General features: G+C 43.6%; 20 protein-coding genes. All 20 read right to left on the reverse strand.

Annotated elements, in window-relative coordinates:
* Positions 1-27: 27 nt before the first annotated feature.
* The 20 genes from NST58_RS19765 to NST58_RS19860 all read right to left on the reverse strand — a co-directional run bounded on the left by NST58_RS19765 (position 28) and on the right by NST58_RS19860 (position 17,622).
* Entirely contained in the window at positions 28-816 is a 789-nt protein-coding gene (locus NST58_RS19765) for a FliA/WhiG family RNA polymerase sigma factor (RefSeq protein ID WP_076127824.1), read from the reverse strand.
* 90 nt (positions 817-906) lie between these two features.
* Positions 907-1,311, reverse strand: a complete 405-nt coding sequence (locus NST58_RS19770; RefSeq protein ID WP_076127910.1) for a hypothetical protein — start codon at positions 1,309-1,311, stop codon at positions 907-909.
* Between the two features lie 8 nt (positions 1,312-1,319).
* Positions 1,320-1,817, reverse strand: coding sequence for a chemotaxis protein CheD (locus NST58_RS19775; protein WP_036688499.1), 498 nt, complete (start codon positions 1,815-1,817; stop codon positions 1,320-1,322).
* Positions 1,810-2,436, reverse strand: a complete 627-nt coding sequence (locus NST58_RS19780) for a chemotaxis protein CheC (protein WP_076127823.1) — start codon at positions 2,434-2,436, stop codon at positions 1,810-1,812. The genes NST58_RS19775 and NST58_RS19780 overlap by 8 nt, the downstream gene beginning before the upstream one ends.
* 3 nt (positions 2,437-2,439) lie before the next feature.
* Positions 2,440-2,901 carry a chemotaxis protein CheW gene (locus NST58_RS19785; RefSeq protein WP_036688501.1) on the reverse strand — a complete coding sequence of 154 codons (462 nt, stop codon included), beginning with the start codon at positions 2,899-2,901 and terminating at the stop codon, positions 2,440-2,442.
* 27 nt (positions 2,902-2,928) lie between these two features.
* Positions 2,929-5,004: a chemotaxis protein CheA gene (locus NST58_RS19790; RefSeq protein ID WP_076127821.1), complete on the reverse strand. Its 2,076-nt coding sequence runs from the start codon at positions 5,002-5,004 to the stop codon at positions 2,929-2,931.
* Between the two features lie 34 nt (positions 5,005-5,038).
* A complete protein-coding gene (locus NST58_RS19795) occupies positions 5,039-6,370 on the reverse strand; it encodes a chemotaxis response regulator protein-glutamate methylesterase (RefSeq protein WP_076127819.1) in 1,332 nt (443 codons plus the stop codon).
* Between the two features lie 33 nt (positions 6,371-6,403).
* Positions 6,404-7,285 (reverse strand): MinD/ParA family protein, encoded by an 882-nt coding sequence (locus NST58_RS19800; RefSeq protein WP_339243927.1) that lies wholly within the window; start codon positions 7,283-7,285, stop codon positions 6,404-6,406.
* Complete coding sequence (flhF, locus tag NST58_RS19805; RefSeq protein WP_339243928.1) at positions 7,282-8,667, reverse strand: flagellar biosynthesis protein FlhF; 1,386 nt, start codon at positions 8,665-8,667, stop codon at positions 7,282-7,284. Before flhF ends, NST58_RS19800 begins: the two co-directional genes overlap by 4 nt.
* Positions 8,664-10,697 (reverse strand): flagellar biosynthesis protein FlhA, encoded by a 2,034-nt coding sequence (gene flhA / locus NST58_RS19810; protein WP_036688509.1) that lies wholly within the window; start codon positions 10,695-10,697, stop codon positions 8,664-8,666. The genes flhF and flhA overlap by 4 nt, the downstream gene beginning before the upstream one ends.
* A gap of 17 nt (positions 10,698-10,714) precedes the next feature.
* Positions 10,715-11,809 (reverse strand): flagellar biosynthesis protein FlhB, encoded by a 1,095-nt coding sequence (gene flhB / locus NST58_RS19815; RefSeq protein ID WP_076281607.1) that lies wholly within the window; start codon positions 11,807-11,809, stop codon positions 10,715-10,717.
* 22 nt (positions 11,810-11,831) lie between these two features.
* The gene (gene fliR / locus NST58_RS19820; RefSeq protein ID WP_076220245.1) at positions 11,832-12,617 is read right to left on the reverse strand and encodes a flagellar biosynthetic protein FliR; all 786 of its coding nucleotides are present in this window, start codon (positions 12,615-12,617) and stop codon (positions 11,832-11,834) included.
* A gap of 9 nt (positions 12,618-12,626) precedes the next feature.
* A complete protein-coding gene (gene fliQ / locus NST58_RS19825) occupies positions 12,627-12,896 on the reverse strand; it encodes a flagellar biosynthesis protein FliQ (protein WP_076220246.1) in 270 nt (89 codons plus the stop codon).
* A 21-nt stretch (positions 12,897-12,917) separates the two neighbouring features.
* Complete coding sequence (fliP, locus tag NST58_RS19830; protein WP_036688518.1) at positions 12,918-13,679, reverse strand: flagellar type III secretion system pore protein FliP; 762 nt, start codon at positions 13,677-13,679, stop codon at positions 12,918-12,920.
* Positions 13,676-14,200, reverse strand: a complete 525-nt coding sequence (locus NST58_RS19835; RefSeq protein ID WP_036688521.1) for a flagellar biosynthetic protein FliO — start codon at positions 14,198-14,200, stop codon at positions 13,676-13,678. The genes fliP and NST58_RS19835 overlap by 4 nt, the downstream gene beginning before the upstream one ends.
* Positions 14,201-14,209: 9 nt before the next feature.
* Positions 14,210-14,575 (reverse strand): response regulator, encoded by a 366-nt coding sequence (locus NST58_RS19840; RefSeq protein WP_076127811.1) that lies wholly within the window; start codon positions 14,573-14,575, stop codon positions 14,210-14,212.
* A gap of 26 nt (positions 14,576-14,601) precedes the next feature.
* Positions 14,602-15,906, reverse strand: coding sequence for a flagellar motor switch phosphatase FliY (fliY, locus tag NST58_RS19845; protein ID WP_076182668.1), 1,305 nt, complete (start codon positions 15,904-15,906; stop codon positions 14,602-14,604).
* On the reverse strand, positions 15,896-16,894 hold the full coding sequence (fliM, locus tag NST58_RS19850; RefSeq protein ID WP_036688529.1) for a flagellar motor switch protein FliM: 999 nt from the start codon (positions 16,892-16,894) through the stop codon (positions 15,896-15,898). The genes fliY and fliM overlap by 11 nt, the downstream gene beginning before the upstream one ends.
* 39 nt (positions 16,895-16,933) lie before the next feature.
* Entirely contained in the window at positions 16,934-17,401 is a 468-nt protein-coding gene (locus NST58_RS19855) for a flagellar basal body-associated FliL family protein (protein ID WP_076100380.1), read from the reverse strand.
* The gene (locus NST58_RS19860; protein WP_036688535.1) at positions 17,398-17,622 is read right to left on the reverse strand and encodes a flagellar FlbD family protein; all 225 of its coding nucleotides are present in this window, start codon (positions 17,620-17,622) and stop codon (positions 17,398-17,400) included. Before NST58_RS19860 ends, NST58_RS19855 begins: the two co-directional genes overlap by 4 nt.
* Between the last annotated feature and the right edge of the window lie 58 nt (positions 17,623-17,680).

The raw sequence follows: 17,680 nt of genomic DNA on the forward strand, positions 1-17,680 counted from the left end.
TTTGCTCCCCCTTGTCACCGCTAACGGTTAATCGTTCTGCATAAGGAGATCACGGTTCTTCTCGAGCGTTCCCCTCAGCCGCAAAATAGCTTTGGAATGCAACTGCGAAATTCTTGAAGGAGATAACGACATGACCTCAGCAATCTCACTTAAAGATAAATCTTCATAATATAAAAGGGACACAACGGTCCTTTCTTTCACCGTTAATTTCTCAATACCTTTGGTGAGCGCTTCGCGCAAGTAGAATTCATTTACCTTGCTATCCGGATTCTTAGCTTTATCGTCCACCAGTATGGACATTCGGGTCTCTGATTCCTCTTCACGAATCGGGTCTTCCAGTGAACAAAGTGACATCACAGCCACATCCTGCAACATATTTTGAAATTCCAGTTCACTAATATTAAGGTATTGGCTCATTTCCTCGTCACTAACTGACCTTAAGTGCTTCTGCTCCAGCTGCTGATAAGCGTCCTCAATTTTTTTAGCTTTTTCCCTAACGGATCTAGGTACCCAATCACTTTGGCGTAATGAATCTAATATCGCACCACGCACACGCCAGGACGCATAGGTCTGAAATTGCAATCCTCGTTTGTAGTCGAATTTCTCAATCGCATCAATTAGTCCCATAACCCCATTACTGGCTAAATCATCTTTGGATACATTTTTGGGTAATCCCACAGCCAAACGACTGGATACATAATCAACAATATGGAGATAACTCTCTATCAGCTTCTTTTTGGCATCAGGGTCTCTGTGTTCTTTCCACTGTTCCCATAGCTCGTCAGTTTCCAATTGAGAAGCTTTACGCTCGTTCAATAGCTTTCACCCTTCCCAAAGTTTAGTCAGCGAGCATTCGCGGCGAAATGTACCTTCCAATAAGATCACCGATTCCGCCTCAGCCCTCACTTATTCTTCTTTCAGGTGACGAACGGCCTTGGCCAATTCTTCAGGATCCTTCATCGAAACTAGCTTAGGAGGTGTAAGAGGCTTAAATCCCTCGCTATTTTCGTTTCCTTGTCCTGGCTTCGGTTTTAGTAGATTGATTAATTCTTCATCCTCATTAGGCGTGCTGATATCCAGCTTCGCCCCAAGTTCTTCACCACCAGTATCCACTTCATCCGGAGGCGATGTTTGAATCATAATAAAACCCAATACCCATCTTACGAGGAAAGCAAGCAGAAACCAGATGATAAATGCAATTAGGCTTCTTAATAAACTAGTACCCAATACATTGTTACTGTAGGTTACAAAAAAGGTAAATATGAAACCTACCAAACCCGACACCAAGTTTATCAAAATGTTTCCAATCATATTCATAATTATAGTTCCTTAGCGCCTTTTTGCACACTGCGAATAAACAATATACCAGTGTTGCAGGCTATTTCTATCGTACGGCCATAATTGCCGCCTGTGTCTTCTGCGATTAACGGAATTTTTAAATTTTCAAGTGCTAGTTTACAAGATTCAACATTACGAGGCCCGATCCTCATGGTGTCGCTCCCCCCGGCAAAGGCAAACATTTGTGAACCTCCGGCCATCTTGGCTACGATCCGGCTCCGAACCGCCCCAAGCTCTAGCAGACGGGATAAGAGCTCCGGCACTGCAGTATCTGCAAACTTAGCGATGTTTAACTGCCCTTCCCTAGCAATCTCAGATGATGGGAGCATTACATGCGCCATCCCTGCGAGCTTTTTTCCAGGGTCAAACAATGTTAATCCCACGCAGGAGCCAAGACCTGTGGTACGAATTAAACTGTCTTGGCTACCCACGTTAAGATCCGCCATCCCTACTTTAATAATGCTTTGTTCTTCAATCATTTTCAAAAGGAACTCCTAGCGATTTGAAGATTTTCGGGAATGATTCCGGATCGGGAATAAGGAAAAATTGCCCTTCAATTTCGTTTTTCCCTTCGAAGAAGGTAGTGTCGATCAACAATGCATCGTCCCCCATCTGCCCGAATTGCAGCAGACCGTAGCTAAGGATAGCGCCAGCCATGTCCATAGCAAGGGCCGGCACCGTTGGATACATAGAAAGTGCGGTGAAATCTGCTAGAGAAGAAAGATACGATCCTGCCAAAATATTGCCAATTTCGCTTAGTGCAGAGAGCTCCATTTCTCCAAGCTCTTCATCACTCGATAGCTCAATGCCCGCAATACGACTAAGCAAGTTCATAGCCGCTTCTGGTGACAGAATGAAAAACAGGTTACCTGGTGCTTCACCCTCCACACGTAGAAACACCGCATATACAAGTTCTTCGGCTCCGCCAACTTTATCTGTTATTTCTTCAAAGTTAAGGAGCTGTACCTTAGGAACAGCCATATCTATCGGCTTATTCAAGAGCTGTGATAATGCGGTGGCTGCATTTCCAGCTCCAATGTTCCCAACTTCCTTAAGCACATCCATTTTGAAATCCTTATAGTGCTTAAATAGTTCCACAGGTTAGCCCTCTAGGCTTTCTAATTGAACGATTTCGCTTTTGTTAAGCACTTCTGACAAGTTAAGCATAATCAGTAAGCGCTCGTCTCCAATCTTGGCCACCCCATCCAAATACTTTGCCTTGATGCCGCCAACAACATCAGGAGGTGTATCAATAGAATCTCTGTTCAAATCTATAACATCATTTGCAGAGTCTACAATGAAGCCTACTTCCATTTCATTAACAGACACGATGATGATTCTTGTCTGATCGGTGTGTTCAGCCTCTTCGATGCCGAAACGGCCCCGTAGATCAATTACAGGAATAACAACCCCACGTAAATTAATTACACCTTTGATAAATGAATAGGTCTTAGGTACACGAGTAATGGGCATCATGCGCTCAATAGTTTGTACCTTTTCAACTTCAATTCCATATTCCTCTACGCCTAATTTAAACACTATCACTTTAATATCTTCAGCCATGGAATGAACCTCCCTGTTCTATCCTAGTTATTTAATAAAAGCGTTCGGATCAATAATAAGTGCTACTTGGCCATCACCAAGAATGGTTGCGCCAGATATTCCTTGTACATCAGGCAAATATTTACCCAGATTCTTAATCACAACCTCGTTCTGGCCAATAAAATCCTGTACTGCTAAGGCAACTAATCTTTCTCCCTTGCGCACCACTACGATTTCTGTTTCTTCTTCGGTACTCTCATCATAATCTGGTACTGAAAAGAGACGACTTAGCGAAACCAGAGGAATATGCGAATCACGGAATTCTACCATTTTATTGCCATGGATTGTACGGATCTGAGATTGCTTCACGATTCCGGTTTCCACTATAGAGGTCAAAGGAATGGCATACTTCTCGGAACCTAATCGGATAAGCATTGCAGCAATGATTGATAGAGTTAAAGGCAGCTGCACTGAGAAATTTGTTCCTTTACCTGGAGCAGAATAAATCGTTACATTGCCGCCTAAAGAAGAAATCTTAGATTTCACTACATCCAGCCCTACCCCGCGGCCTGAAACATCAGAAATGACCTCTGCTGTACTGAAGCCTGGGGCAAATAACAACTGAAAAGCTTCATCGTCCGACATACTGGCTGCCTGCTCTTGTGTTATAACACCCTTCTTCACAGCAGATTTCAGAACCTTCTCTGGATAAATCCCTGTTCCATCTTCTTCGATCTCAATGAAGACGTGATTACCACTGTGGAAAGCCCGCAAATAGACCGTTCCGGTCTCAGGCTTACCAGCAGCAACACGATCCGCAATGGATTCGATACCATGGTCAACTGCATTACGCAATAAATGCACCAGCGGATCCCCGATTTCGTCAATGACCGTTCGGTCCAGCTCAGTTTCTGCTCCTGTGATGATAAGATCTACTTTTTTGTCTAGTGACTTGGCTAGATCACGAATCATACGTGGGAATCGGTTAAATACTGTATCTACTGGAACCATCCGCAGCTTCATTACAATATTCTGGAGATCTCCGCTTACCCGGCCCATATGCTCAACCGTTTCTGTAAGATCACCATTTTGAACCTCAGAAGCCAGCTGTTCCAATCGGACACGGTCGATAAGAAGTTCACTGAATAAATTCATCAACACGTCCAAACGTTCAATATCTACACGAATGGTACGTGATGGTGCCCCACCTGTTTTGTGAGCTGCCGGTTTGTTCCCTTCTTCTTTGGTTGGCAGGGGTTTAGCGGCAGAAGCCGCAGGTGCAGCTGCTGCTGGAGCCTCAGTAGTCGTGGCAGCCACTTCAGAGGCTGCTGCTGCTGTTTCTTGACCCAGCTGTTGCAGAGAGTCTTGATCCAATGCTACTGCCGATACCTTATCAATCTCAGACAGATTTAGTATCATAGCCTGAATTTGATCAGCACTTTTTTGAGTTATGTAATAGAGAGAGAAGCTTTGATCAAATTTCTCTTGTTCAATATCCTGAACGGATGGGAAGGATTTAACCACTTCACCTGAACGCTCCAAAAGATCAAACACCATATATGCACGTACTGCCTTAAGCTGACAATCCTTGCGAATGGTTACGTCCACATATAATACTTGATGTCCTTCTTGAATCGACTGTTCTAGAACAGAAAATTGAAACTCATCTAAATGAATCGGGGTTTCAACCGCTTGTGCAGCAGGTCCTGAGACAGAAGCTGCCTCACCACCCGCAACAGGAATCTCTCCCCGGACTATAGCCTGTAAGGAGGAGACGATAGACGAAACATCCGCTTTACCCTCGCCTCCTCCCGTAATATCCTCAACCATAGACTCCAAGGCATCCAAACTTTTGAACAACGTATCAAAAATGAAATCCTGCATGCGCAGTTTGTTGTTGCGTACCAAATCAAGAACATTTTCCATTTGGTGTGTGAGTGAAGCCAAATCTTCAAAGCCCATAGTTGCTGCCATACCTTTTAAGGTATGCGCAGAGCGGAATATTACCTGTACAATACTAATGTCCTCAGGATTCGCTTCCAGCCCCATCATGCTCTCGTTCAATGACTGCAGATGATCGTTCGACTCATCAATAAACATGGATAAATATTGGTTCATGTCCATCAGTGAGCACCTCCCCTTTGAGTTCGCTTTTCTGTTATTTAACAGCTTGCACCAGCCTTGGAGCAATTTCTTGCAAAGGCAGTACGTGCTGGACGCACTGTAATTCCACCGCAGATCGCGGCATTCCATATACGACACAAGTTTCTTCGCTTTCAGCAAAGGTTGAGGTTACCCCAGAGTCGTATAAGGATTTCATCATTCTTGCCCCATCACTACCCATCCCTGTCATTAGTAACAAATGACGTTCTAACGATGTGAGCGGCAGCAATGATTCAAATAAAACATCCACAGAAGGTCGATGGCCATTACGTGCCTCCTCCTTTGTGAGTACAACCGCATATTGCCCTCTAGAGGATGGGACAACTTGTAAATGATAGCCTCCAGGTGCTATATAAGCAGTTCCTTTTTGCAATATCATCCCCTGCTCAGCTTCAATCACTTCTAGCGGGCTGAAGGTATTCAGTCGCTGGGCTAGTGATTTGGTAAAGTTAGGCGGCATATGCTGCACAATAACAATAGGCGCTGGAAAATCCGCAGGAATCTTCTCCAGAAATACCTTTAGAGCACGTGGTCCACCTGTAGAGCATCCCACGGCAACCAACTTTTGCAGATCATTACTCCCATACTTCCGGACCTGAGGATTTGCAGGAGCGTCAGAAGACACTTCCACTTTAGGTTTAGGCAACGGTTTTGGTGGGGTAGCGTTATTCTCTACTCTTGACCTTGCATTACTCTTTTCTGATAAAGGTGGTGGAGTAGAGATTAATGGTTTTGCTGCTCTTTTAGGAACAGTATGATCTAACGGCTGCTTCACCCGCGGTTTTTTGGTCACTTCATTTTTGAGTGAAGCTTTAGGTTCTACCTTGGGTTTGCCGGGCATCACTCTCGGTACAGTTGGCGGTGCGACTTCTACTGGCGGTATGTCTGGCAACTTAAATGCAGAAGCACGTGCTTCGCGCTGCTCCCGGGCCATCATAGCCTCTTTCATTTGTTCCCTTAAGGATTCTCCCACTCCCATGATATCCTGAGAGTTGGTAATCGAAGGTTTACGAATAAAGTCAAAAGCGCCCCATTCCAGTGCAAGAATGGTTTCCTTCATGCCCTCTTCATTGATCCCTGACAGCATAATCACTGGCAGAGGGTCTGAGGCCATTATTATTTTCAGCGCTTCCAGGCCGTTCATTTCTGGCATTTCTACATCCATAGTAACCAGATCTGGACGAAGCTCATTGATTTTTTCGATAGCCTCACGACCGTTTTTTGCTGTTGCCGTCACCTGAAAGTCAGCGTCATTTTCAATTAAATCGGAAATGATCTTGCGCATAAATGCCGAATCATCAACAACCAATACTTTATATGGCTTCATATCATTTCCACCTCTGTCCCAAATTCAGAACAACTATTTACTTCGCTTTAACCATTTATGGATAAAGCCTTTAATCCCTTGGACTTTTGTGGTCTTTTTAGAATCAATGGTCAAATAACTTAGGGCAAGCCGATGTATATCCTTTGCAGCAATACTGTTTGGAAAAGCCAATGTGAAAGGCGTTTGCCTTTTGACAGCCTGCACTACATGGGCATCTGAGCTTATATGACCAAGATAAGAAATATCTAATTGCAAAAAACGACTGGCGGCCATTCGGATCTTGTCGCTTGTCGCTATAGCTTCCCTTTCATCACCTGCCTGGTTCACAATCAATTTAAAGGAAGTCTCAGGATAGGTACGATTCACAACCTTCATTAATGCGTATGCATCTGTGATAGCTGTTGGTTCTGGTGTAGTAACGACTAAGCAATCGTCGGCAGAAGTTATAAACTTCATCGTTTCCTTAGATAATCCAGCACCTGTATCGAACAAAATATAATCCATGCTGTCCGCGATAAGTGCTATCTGATTTGTGAAATAATCAAGATCAGACTCTGAAAGAGTAAATAGCTCATCCATTCCAGAGCCACCTGCTATAAAAGGGAGCGAATTCGGACCGTATTGAATAATCTGCTCGATATCCGCTTCTTTTTTTAACAAATGATAAAGATTATATCTCGCCGATACGCCCATCAACACATCTATATTAGCCATGCCGATATCTGCATCGAACAGCAAAACCCGTTTGCCCATAGCCTTTAAAGTTAGAGCGAAGTTAAGTGTAAAATTCGACTTACCAACGCCCCCTTTACCACTACACACCGTAATGATCCTGGCGGATGATCCCCCTCTTACAGCTACTTTAGAATCCTGACTGGATACAAGCTGTCTTAAGGATTGTGCCTGATCCATCATGTTTCACCTGTTCCAAGAAGCAACTCACTAAGCTGTCCTTTGGTAGCCATAAGCAGATCATCAGGTACATTTTGACCATCAGTCATATAAGACAAGGTAAGTGGGAAGTCATTCAGGACATTAAAGAGCGGGCCGTAACTCCCCGTCTCATCCAGCTTTGTGAAAATAACCTTATCCAGTCTATATCTGCCGAAATGCTCTGCAATAAGTTTCATATCACGGCTTTTGGAGGTCAGGCTAAGCACAAGATAGGTTTCACTTCTCAATTCCTTCGCAAGCAAGCTTTGCAGTTCTGCTACTAGCATATCATTGCGATAATTTCGGCCAGCTGTATCCATTAATACTAGATCACAACTCTCCAAGCGAAAGAGTGCTCTTTGCAAATCTCCTGGCGATTGGACAACCTCCAGTGGAATATTGAGGATAGCAGCATAGGTTCGCAACTGTTCAACAGCTGAGATTCTATACGTATCGGAGGTGATAAAACCTACCTTGCGTCCGTGCTTAAATAGCTGTTCTGCCGCAAGCTTAGCTATGGTTGTGGTCTTTCCAACTCCAGTGGGTCCGGCAATATATACAATTTGAGTATCCCGGGCAATTCCATCAGCAATTCGTCCCGTCAGGAAACCATCAATCTGTTCTTTAAGAGATCCCATAAATTTCTCTGGTCCCCAAGTACGCCCTTCATCTACCCAACGTTCCGAGATGTTACTGATCCATTCCTCAACAAGCACAGCATCCATTTCTTGCTCTAATAAAAGATCCCGTAGCTCCTGCAGACTGTCTGGAAGTTCTCTTCCACCTGAGGATTGTCTGGCAATTCGCTCCATCCAGAGCTTCATATCTCTAATCTCACGAAGAACATCATTTTCGAGAGCAGTGGCAACCTCTGGCGATTGTTCTAATCCTAATGATTCATACAACGCTGATACAGAAGGTGCATCTTCCAGATTTAATTCAGGAAGTTTTTGCTCAGGTACTGGCTCCGGATGCTTGGCTATCGATTCTTGTACATTGATAGCTTCCGATAAGGCTGCGGCAATCTCAGCAAACGTCCGTGACTCTTCTGGCTTTTCTAATGAAACAGAAGGTACGGAAGGTATAGAAGATGTAGTGGAAGCAGATGACGCTTTTTGATAAGCCTGTGGTACTGCACTCCGTGGAATGTTCATCGCTGGCGCAGCCGGCTTTTTTGGAACATTATTCTTCTCTGCCTTTTCTACTGCTGCTACAACTTCTATTTTTTTCTTCTTAAATAACCCTAAAAATCCGCCGATTTTGATTTCCTTTGTACTTAAAATGACGGCCTCGCTCCCAAGCTCGTTGCGAATGGAAAGCATGGCGTCAGGCATCGAATCGACCACGTAACGCTTCACTCTCATAAATTCACCACTCCGACGCTTTGTATTTCAATGTTAGGCTCTAGCTCGCTATAAGACAGTACAGGAATGTCCTGCATCGTTCGTTCAATCACCTGCCGCAAATACATACGAATGGTTGGTGATGTGAGCACTATTGGCTGTTGCCCTGTCTGCAGCAATCGATTGATCTGTTCACTTAACCGCTGATAGATCGTTTGTGTCGAAGTTGGATCAAGGGCCAAATAACTTCCCTGTTCAGATTGCTGCACACTCTCGGAAATTTTCTTTTCAAGATTAGGTCCAACCGTGATGACTTTCAGTGTCTCTCCTACTTGTGAGAATTGCTGAGTAATCTGTCTGGACAAGGACTGACGAACATATTCAGTGAGAATATCCGGATCCTTGGTGTATGTCCCATAATCCGCCAATGTCTCAAAAATCGTAACCAAATCTCTGATCGATATCTTCTCACGAAGCAGCTTAGCAAGAACCTTCTGCACATCCCCAATCGCCAATACGGAAGGAATAAGATCGTCGACGAGCACTGGATAATTATCCCTAAGGTTGTCCACCAGCATCTTAGTTTCCTGTCTTCCTATCAGCTCATGTCCATGACGTTTGATTAACTCCGTCAGATGTGTTGCGACAACAGATGGAGGGTCTACTACAGTATAGCCGGACAATTCAGCCCGCTCTTTAACCGATTCATCAATCCATAATGCTGGAAGCCCAAAGGATGGTTCGATGGTCTCAATACCGTTTATAGATTCATCATCATATCCTGGACTCATTGCAAGGTAATGATTAAGTAATAATTCACCCCCGCCGACTGTATTTCCTTTAATTTTTATGACATATTCATTCGGTTTTAGTTGAATATTGTCGCGAATGCGAATAACAGGTACTACAAGACCCATTTCTAGGGCACATTGCCGTCGAATCATGATGATACGATCTAACAGATCGCCTCCCTGACCTGTATCCGCCAAAGGAATAAGACCATAACCAAACTCGAATTCAATGGGATCAACTGACAGCAAATTAATGACACTTTCCGGACTTCGTACCTCTTCAATCTGCTTCTCTTCAACAAGTTGCTCTTCGGCAATCTGTTTCTTATTTAAATTTTGTCCCATACGGTAGGCTGCAAAAGCCAGCAATCCGGCCAATGGGAGCGTTGTAATCATATGTATGGGTGTAAAGAGTCCAAGAAAAGCTACCGTAACTGCGACAATATACAACAATTTCGGATAGGACAACAACTGTCCTGTCAGCTCTTCTGCAAGATTACCTTCCGAAGAAGCTCTAGTAACAATCAAGCCGGCTGCTGTCGAAATCAGCAAAGCTGGAATTTGACTGACGAGACCGTCCCCGATGGTTAATACAGAATAAGTGGATAACGCAGTAGCAAAGTCCATCCCGTGAACCATCATACCGATGATAAATCCACCGATGAGGTTGATCAGCAAGATGATAATACTCGCAATCGCGTCTCCTTTAACGAATTTACTCGCACCGTCCATGGCTCCGAAAAAATCCGCTTCGCGTTCTACGTTACGACGACGCTCACGTGCCTGGGTTTCGTTAATCATGCCTGCGTTAAGATCGGCATCAATACTCATTTGCTTACCGGGCATCGCATCCAAGGTAAATCTAGCGCCTACCTCAGCTACGCGCTCTGAACCTTTGGTGATAACAATAAACTGAACTACTACCAAGATCAGAAACACGATAAACCCAACAGCAATTTGTCCGCCAGCGATCCAGCTACCGAAAGTAGATACCACTGAACCGGCATCTCCGTAAGTCAGGATCAGTTTTGTAGTCGAGATGTTAAGTGACAGACGAAACAGTGTGGTTACTAGGAGCAATGAAGGGAAAATTGAAAATTCGAGTGCATTTTTCGTATTCATAGCAACCAGAATGATAATTAATGCGATTGAGATGTTAATAACAAGCAAAACGTCCAATAGCCAGGACGGGATAGGCAGAATCATCATAAGCACGATCCCGATGATGCCTAGCAAAACTGTTAAATCTTTAGCTTTCAATGTCCTAACCCCCCGCCTTATCTCCTCTTACCTTTAAGCTTATATACATATGCCAGCACTTCAGCCACAGCCTGGAACAGATCATTTGGAACGACATCTCCAATCTCTGCCCTTTGGAATAATGCCCGTGCCAGCGGTTTGTTTTCCATAGTCACGACGCCGTGCTCTTTAGCCAGCTCCCGGATGCGAAGTGCTACATAATCCTGCCCTTTTGCTATAATCTGCGGTGCTTCCATCTTGGTACCGTCATATTTAAGCGCAACAGCAAAGTGCGTAGGATTCGTAATGATTACATCCGCATTTGGAACTTCCTGCATCATACGCTGCATGGCCATTCTACGTTGGCGTTCCCTGATCTTACCTTTGATTAGAGGGTCACCCTCCATTTTTTTGTATTCATCCTTGATATCCTGCTTGGACATTTTTAGGCTTTTTTCATGCTCGTATTTCTGATACATGTAGTCCAGAAAAGCCATAACCAATAGGGCAGCCCCGATTTTCAAACCAAGACTCATCGTCAGCTTGGCCGCAAATTTAAAAATCCCCTCCGCACTGATATGCGACAGGGATGCAAAGTTCTTCTTTTCTCCCCATAAAGTGCTATATACCAGATAAGCGATAATTAGAAGCTTAAATATGGATTTCAGGAACTCGACAAACGAACGCATGGAGAAAATATTTTTGAACCCTTTTATCGGATTAATCTTGCTGAATTTAGGGGTGATCCCCTCTCCTGTGGTCATAAATCCCACCTGCGCCAAATTGCTTACCAGCGCCATAACAAAAACTATTCCAAGTAATGGAGCTAGCAAAATCAGTATTTGTAGTCCATATTGATTAAATAGCAGCGTTATATTCTCAGGAGTAACCTCCAGTGTCATTTGATTCTGAAATACGTCCATATATAGCTTCATGAAACGCTCTTTCATAAAACCACCAAACATCATCAAGCTAACTATTGCGGATAACAATACAACTGCACCGGATAGCTCAGCACTTTTGGCTACTTGACCCTTTTTACGAGCATCTTGCCGTTTCTTCGGGGTTGCTTTTTCCGTCTTTTCACCGGCGAATTGTTGAAGATCCAGTCTATACCGCTTCGTCTTAGGCATAATACGCTCCCCTTACGGTCACCTACGGACTCTTCCCCATGAGACTCAATAAATTCTCCATGGATTCGAACATGATATCGAAGAGATTCTGAAACAGCACAGCCAGACCAGGCATGAGCACTAAAAGCAGTGCAAGACCTATAATGATTTTGAGCGGAACCCCAATAACAAATACATTATATTGCGGAGCCGTTCTCGCCAAGAAAGCAAGGCCAACATCAGTCAGAAACAGCGCAGTTACTAAAGGAGCCGACATTTGAAAAGCGAGTACAAAGGACTGCACAAATGTTCGAACCAGAAACTCTGATAAACTACCGTCAATCATGCCTAGAAATAAATCATTATTCATAGGAACCCATTTATAACTGTACACAATAGCATCTAGCAGATGGTGATGACCATTCATGCTCAGAAACATTAGCAGGGCAATCATATATTTGAAATTACCGATAACAGGTGCAGATGTTCCAGTCATAGGATCAATGACATTAGCAATACCGAAGCCAATCTGAATATCTATAAACGAACCTGCTGTCTGAATCGCCATAAACATCAAATATCCAATGAAACCTAGCAATAAACCTATTAATACCTCTCTGGCAATCAGCAAAATATAACTGAAATCCTGCGGGATTGTAAGTCCTGTTCCGTTAGCACTAAAGACAACCAATGCTACAAAAAAAGAAATGCCAATCTTAAAGGTTGTCGGGACCCCTTGTGAAGAAAATACAGGAACGACAACAAAAAAAGCGGTTATTCGACAAAAAATAAGCAAAAAGACGGGTAAACTTTGCAGTATGGTCTCCATGTTCATTGTTTAACCAATATACATGTAGAGATTACCTAAAATTTGGCTTGTAAAGTCAATCAGCTTCGTGACGATCCACGGACCAAATAGCAATAAAGCCAGTAGCACTGCGACGATTTTGGGAACAAACGCTAGCGTCTGTTCCTGAATCTGTGTCGTAGCTTGAAAAATACTGATTATTAGTCCTACCACCAGACCAAGAATCAGCATGGGTGCGCTGACTTCCAGCACTAAATATACGGCTTGGCTTGCTAGCCCGATTATAAACTCCGTACTCATCCCTCATGCCTCCTCTTTAGGTCAGGTGTTAAAACTAAGAAGTAGTGATTTAATGACTAAGTACCAGCCGTCTACCAGTACAAAGAGCATTATTTTAAAAGGTAATGAAATCATAACCGGGGGAAGCATCATCATTCCCATGGCCATCAGTGTGCTCGCCACAACAATATCAATAATCAGGAATGGTATGAAAATTAAGAAGCCCATTGTAAAAGCCTTTTTCAATTCACCAATTGCAAAAGCTGGCACCATCACCGTCAGTGGAATATCACTGTATGTAGCCGGTTTAGTAGATCCGGTATAACCGGTGTATTTCATAAATAACAGAAGATCTTTGGTGTTCGTCTGTTTAAACATAAATTCTTTCATCGGATCAGCAGCTTTATCAAAAGCCTCAGTTTGGGTGATTGTCCCCTTCATATACGGCTGCAACGCATTTTCATTCACTGTGGCCAGCGTTGGTGACATAATGAACAGGGTCAAAAACAGAGCAAGTCCTACCAGCACCTGGTTCGGAGGCATTGCCTGAGTACCCAGCGAGGTTCTCACAAAACCTAATACGATTACAATTCTAGTAAAGCTAGTCATAAGAACCAGAAACGCCGGAGCAATACTCAGAACCGTAACAAGAAGAAGAATTGATATGGAACTGGTACCACTGCTTGAACCTTCATTACCGACCTGAATATTAACATTAGGTATAGGATCAGCATGTATCGGCGTCATCATAACCACACTGATAATACCGAACAGCAGAATAGCAAGAATTAGCTTCTTTTTCATATATTCCTCGACTCATCCTTAGTAACATCATCCCGAAGCAGCTCTTCCATTTTCTCTTTACGCTCTGGTGCAGAACGAAGCTTGGATTGCAGAGTCTCGTAAAAAGATGATGTTTCACTAAGTTCAATTTCCTGAGATGGAACCTCCCCACGCAGCTTTACCTTTACCTTGGCAATAAGCGGTGCGAGGAAATTATTCTGGTTAGAGGACTGATCCTCAAATGCCGCAATGATCAATGCTACCTCATCCGGATCGGTGACTTTATCCAAAATGGATATATTCTCACCAATCCCGATTAAGTAAAGACTGCTTCCCAGTTCGATAACCTGCATCGACTTATTAGGTCCAAGCCCAATTGCACCAAGCGTTCTTATGGAACGGTTGCTCATAAAGGTCTGATTACGTCGTCCAAGAAAACGAATTAGTACCACTATAAGTACAATGATTATCGCCAGGACAATAATAACTTTAAACAAATTCAGCAGGGTGTTACTGCTTCCGAGCGTTTCGGAATATAACATGACTTTATCCTACGCGCCCAACGTTTTGTTAATAGCTTCGATAACCCGGTCAGCTTGGAAAGGCTTCACGATAAAGTCTTTAGCTCCTGCTTGGATTGCATCGATAACCATAGCCTGCTGGCCCATGGCTGAACACATAATAACCTTTGCAGCCGGATCTACTTTTTTGATTTCTTTCAGGGCGGCGATTCCGTCCATCTCAGGCATAGTAATATCCATCGTGATGAGGTCCGGACGCAGTTCCTTGAATTTTTCTATCGCTTGAGAACCGTCCTGAGCTTCGCCCACTACTTCAAATCCGTTTTTCGACAAAATGTCACGGATCATCATTCTCATAAATGCTGCATCGTCCACGATTAGAATTCGGTTAGCCATTTTTACAAAATCCTCCCTAAGTATGCTTATTGTAATTTCTGAATTCGGTCCCACTGGCTGACGATATCCGTAACGCGTACGCCAAAGTTTTCGTCGATAACAACGACTTCACCTTTGGCAATAAGCTTGTTGTTAACCAAAATATCTACAGGCTCACCTGCGAGCTTGTCCAGCTCAATAATTGAGCCTTGTGACATTTCTAAAATATCTTTGATCTGCTTCTGGGTCCTTCCTAATTCTACGGTTACTCTAAGCGGTATGTCCATCAATAAATTTAAATTATTTTCATCAATATGACCAAAGGCCCCACCATTCAGATTTGCAAATTGCACAGGCTGTACATTTACATTGCGATTTGCCTCAGAATTAAGCGGTGGTGTCTGTCCATATGGCATCCCTTGCGGTGGCATACCGTATGGTGGCATCCCAGGCATTCCGTATGCTGGCATACCCGCTGGAGGATAATAATACCCGCCTTCTGGCATCCCTGGATACGGTGGCATACCCTGCGGTGGATATGGTGGTTGCGTTCCTCCTGCGGGCTGTGAGGGCGCCTGTTGCACCGGAGGTGCTGGAGGTGGTGTCTCAGCAGAATTAGTCACGGCAGGTGTTTCAGCCATTGTGACCGCTGCCTCCTCCTCTGCAGGACTAACATCACCAAGAAGCATGGATACCATATCTTTTGCGAACTGAACAGGCAAGAGCTGCATAATAGTAGAATCTATCAAATCACCAATTTTAAGCCGGAACGAAATACGAATTAGGGTCTCATCGTCTGGCAGACTGCCTACTCCTTCTCCGCTGGACATATTCAAAATGTCGATACCCGGAGGCGAGATATTAACAAAACGATTAAAAATCGTAGACATCGATGTAGCAGAAGAACCCATCATTTGATTCATAGCTTCTTGCACAGCGCTAATATGAATTTCATTCAACTCTTCATCCTTAGGTTCGCCAGCACCGCCAAGCATTAGATCGGCAATAACCTGCGCATCCCTAATCTTAATAACAAGTGAGTTAATCCCTTGAAACCCATCCACATATTGAACGTGAACAGCTACATGCGGTTTAGGAAAAGCAATTTCAAACTCCCCGCGTGTAATGATCGAAACTTGAGGGGTTGTAATATCTACTTTTTTCCCTAGTAAAGTGGAAAGTGCTGTTGCTGCACTGCCAAACGTTATATTACCAATTTCGCCCAAAGCATCCTGTTCAAACGGTGTTAGATAGTCATCTACCGTTTTCTCCGTAGGAGCTAATGAGCCCTCCGCAGATTGTCTCAGAAGGGCGTCGATTTCTTCTTGGGATAAATAATCTTTACTCGTCAAATTCTTCAACTCCTTCATTGACAATTTCGTCTATTTGCACGGCTACCCGATCTTTAACCATTCCGGGACTTCCGATGAACTTAAGCTTCTCCCCTACCTTAATCGACAGTCCAGAATCTACGTTTCTGTTGAGAGAAATCACGTCACCGACACTAAGCCCTAAGAATTCAGATATGGATAAGCTCGATTCTCCAAGTTCAGCAACAATCGGCAGCTTCGCTTTATGAACTCTAGCTCTAATGGCCAGTAGCTCATCTTCATCCCGCGTCTTCTTCTCTGTCACAAACCATTGGTGAACAGAAAGTCTGGACATGATAGGCTCTAGAACGACATGCGGTATACAAAGATTGATCATGCCTGTTGTGTCTCCAATTTTGGTACTTAGAGAGATTAATGCAATGGTCTCATTGGGCGATACAATCTGCATGAACTGCGGGTTCGTCTCAAGAGCTTCCATCCGCGGATGAATATCCAGCACCGTTTTCCAAGCCTCCTGCAAACTCTCAAAACATCTACTAAAGATACGCTCCATAATCGTTGTTTCGATCTCAGTTAGAGCATTAATCTTAGAAGGTGCAGTTCCAAAGCCTCCAAGCAACCTGTCCAGCATAGCAAAAGCAATGTTAGGATGAACTTCCATTACCATGCGGCCCTCTAAAGGTTCTGCTTCAAAAATGTTCAATATCGTCATTTTCGGTATGGAGCGAATAAATTCATCATAAGGGAGCTGCTCTACTTGAACGACATTAATCTGAACGAAGGTGCGCAATTGGGCTGAAAAATACGTTGTAAGATAACGGGCGAAATTGTCATGTATCCGTGTAAGACTGCGGATATGATCTTTGGAAAAGCGGACAGCCCGTTTAAAGTCATAAGAGCGGATTTTCTTCTGAGTTTCTTCCTTTTTAAGTTCATCGGCGTCCATCTCACCTGAAGAAAGTGCAGCAAGTAGAGCATCAATTTCGTTTTGTGATAGTACATCAACCAATTCAATCACCCCCCCATCAAAGAATTATCAGGAATAAAGCTACACAGAAGCCAAAAGGAATTTGGTGATTTCGATCTGAGTAATTTGGCCCTCAGTCAATGTCTTATTGATCAGATTAATAAGCTTACTGCTAAGCTGATCTTTTCCATTCGCTCCATTAAGGTCCTCAGGTTTGGTATCTGCAAGCGTCTTGATAATTATTGGTTTGATTTTGATCTCTTTTATTTTTTCGAATTCTTCCTTTGATTTCGCAGAACTCAGTTGGAAGGCGAAATCTACTTGAAGGATAAAATCGGGATCAGCAAGATTTGTTTTGATATCAATGATCTCTGCCGTCAATTCGACGATTTCATCTGCAGTTAAATGTTTTGTTTCCACATTTTGAACAGCAGCACTTACCTCGTTCGTATCTTTCGGAAAGATCCTGTCCATTAGTAAAAATGCGGCGACCACGATCAGAGTAATCGCTAGTAATATCGTGATGAGCCACGGCATCATCTTTTTCATGTTAGCTCCTCCATTGACTGGATTTTAATGGTGGCAGCATATGTGCCTATGTCCCTGTTATAATCCCGGATCTTCGTAATAACCTCATCGGCTTTTTCGAGAACGATCAGTCTTTTTCCGGTTACGAGCGTAATATATGTATCCGGGCTTTCTTCTACCATTTCGACCAGTAGGGCATTGATCCACATCGGTGTTCCATTTAATCTTGTTACCGATATCATAACAGGCCTCCTAACAAAATAGGGGGAGGAGTAACTCCCCCACGACTCCGCATGAACC

This window comes from Paenibacillus sp. FSL R10-2796 (assembly GCF_037965315.1).
Classification (GTDB): Bacteria; Bacillota; Bacilli; order Paenibacillales; family Paenibacillaceae; genus Paenibacillus_AQ; species Paenibacillus_AQ odorifer.

Coding starts and splice junctions, on each gene's coding strand:
- NST58_RS19770 (WP_076127910.1), bottom strand. CDS start 1,311: ATGATTGGAAACATTTTGATAAACTTGGTGTCGGGTTTGGTAGGTTTC.
- NST58_RS19775 (WP_036688499.1), bottom strand. CDS start 1,817: ATGATTGAAGAACAAAGCATTATTAAAGTAGGGATGGCGGATCTTAAC.
- NST58_RS19785 (WP_036688501.1), bottom strand. CDS start 2,901: ATGGCTGAAGATATTAAAGTGATAGTGTTTAAATTAGGCGTAGAGGAA.
- NST58_RS19790 (WP_076127821.1), bottom strand. CDS start 5,004: ATGGACATGAACCAATATTTATCCATGTTTATTGATGAGTCGAACGAT.
- NST58_RS19795 (WP_076127819.1), bottom strand. CDS start 6,370: ATGAAGCCATATAAAGTATTGGTTGTTGATGATTCGGCATTTATGCGC.
- NST58_RS19800 (WP_339243927.1), bottom strand. CDS start 7,285: ATGATGGATCAGGCACAATCCTTAAGACAGCTTGTATCCAGTCAGGAT.
- flhF (WP_339243928.1), bottom strand. CDS start 8,667: ATGAGAGTGAAGCGTTACGTGGTCGATTCGATGCCTGACGCCATGCTT.
- flhB (WP_076281607.1), bottom strand. CDS start 11,809: ATGCCTAAGACGAAGCGGTATAGACTGGATCTTCAACAATTCGCCGGT.
- fliR (WP_076220245.1), bottom strand. CDS start 12,617: ATGGAGACCATACTGCAAAGTTTACCCGTCTTTTTGCTTATTTTTTGT.
- fliQ (WP_076220246.1), bottom strand. CDS start 12,896: ATGAGTACGGAGTTTATAATCGGGCTAGCAAGCCAAGCCGTATATTTA.
- fliP (WP_036688518.1), bottom strand. CDS start 13,679: ATGAAAAAGAAGCTAATTCTTGCTATTCTGCTGTTCGGTATTATCAGT.
- NST58_RS19835 (WP_036688521.1), bottom strand. CDS start 14,200: ATGTTATATTCCGAAACGCTCGGAAGCAGTAACACCCTGCTGAATTTG.
- NST58_RS19840 (WP_076127811.1), bottom strand. CDS start 14,575: ATGGCTAACCGAATTCTAATCGTGGACGATGCAGCATTTATGAGAATG.
- NST58_RS19855 (WP_076100380.1), bottom strand. CDS start 17,401: ATGAAAAAGATGATGCCGTGGCTCATCACGATATTACTAGCGATTACT.
- NST58_RS19860 (WP_036688535.1), bottom strand. CDS start 17,622: ATGATATCGGTAACAAGATTAAATGGAACACCGATGTGGATCAATGCC.